The 1,036-nt window shown below is 60.7% G+C and carries 2 protein-coding genes; both read left to right on the top strand.

What is annotated here, in order from left to right:
• Positions 1 to 319: 319 nt before the first annotated feature.
• Positions 320 to 628 carry a hypothetical protein gene (locus EOD15_RS34720; RefSeq protein WP_127409325.1) on the top strand — a complete coding sequence of 103 codons (309 nt, stop codon included), beginning with the start codon at positions 320 to 322 and terminating at the stop codon, positions 626 to 628.
• A 57-nt stretch (positions 629 to 685) separates the two neighbouring features.
• Positions 686 to 1,009 carry a TrbC/VirB2 family protein gene (locus tag EOD15_RS34715; protein ID WP_127409324.1) on the top strand — a complete coding sequence of 108 codons (324 nt, stop codon included), beginning with the start codon at positions 686 to 688 and terminating at the stop codon, positions 1,007 to 1,009.
• The last annotated feature ends 27 nt before the right edge of the window (positions 1,010 to 1,036 follow it).

Below are 1,036 nucleotides of genomic sequence, written 5' to 3'. Positions count from 1 at the left end.
CTGTGCACAAGTGCGACGACCCGGCCTGCGGAAAGCCCCTGATCCACCGCGTGAAGAAGGCGACGAAGGCGGACAAGGGATTCGATTTTTGGGGCTGCAGCGGGTTCCCGACGTGCAAGCGCAGCTACAAGACGGGGCCGGATGGCAAACCCATGATGAACGGCAAGTAAAGCGGACGGGTATTCACACTATGACGTGTCGGAACGGAGTATTCTGTAGCAACGGGAATAGGGGGCGTGATGTGCCGGGCAAGGTTTCCTGCCGAGGTTGGTCACGATGACTACACTGCAGCACCCAACCAACAGGAGCCATTACCTAGATGCTGCACATTGACGAACAAGCGCTGACCTTGCTGCTGCAGACGGGCGGTATCACACAGATCGAATTGCGTCCGGCAGGCCGCGGCTACGGTGTGTTCGTGTGCATGGATCGCAAAGAAGATGGGCCGAACACCGCAATGCTCATTACCGCGCGGATGAAGCATCAGAAGCGCAAGCAGCCACGCACGTGGCCCACCACGGATGCCTGCGTGCAGTTCCTGAAAGGCAAGGCCCAGGATCTGCCAACCATCAAGATCGACGTCAATCAAGGGGGAGACGACACGAAAACCACCTCGCAACACCCGTAGTAACCGCCGGCTGATCGGCGTTTTCAAACCAATCCCTACTGTCTGGAGAGTTACAACATGCAAGCGACCTCGCTTGGTGAACGCACCCGCTCGACCAACCGCACCTTCGCTGCCGCCATCCTCATGGCCGCTGCGCTGGCGATGCTGCCCGATCTGGCCTTCGCGCAGGCCGCGCCCTGGGAACAGACCGCGCAGAACACCTACAACCTCATCATGTCCATCGTCCGCTGGGTCGCCATCATTGGCGTCGTCGGCTGCGGCCTGGCCGCGATGTTCGGCAAGCTCAGCTGGGACTGGGCCGGCAAGATCATCATCGGCCTGGTCCTGATCTTCGGCGGGACGCAGATCGTGGACTACTTCCGCTCGGGCATGGGCGGCTGATCGATGGCCAGGGAAACGGCCCAGGTC

The sequence above is a fragment of the Mesorhizobium sp. M7A.T.Ca.US.000.02.2.1 genome (assembly GCF_003996995.1).
Lineage (GTDB): Bacteria > Pseudomonadota > Alphaproteobacteria > Rhizobiales > Rhizobiaceae > Mesorhizobium.
Note: the sequence above shows the minus strand (reverse complement) of the source record. Positions and strands in the feature narration are given on the sequence as shown.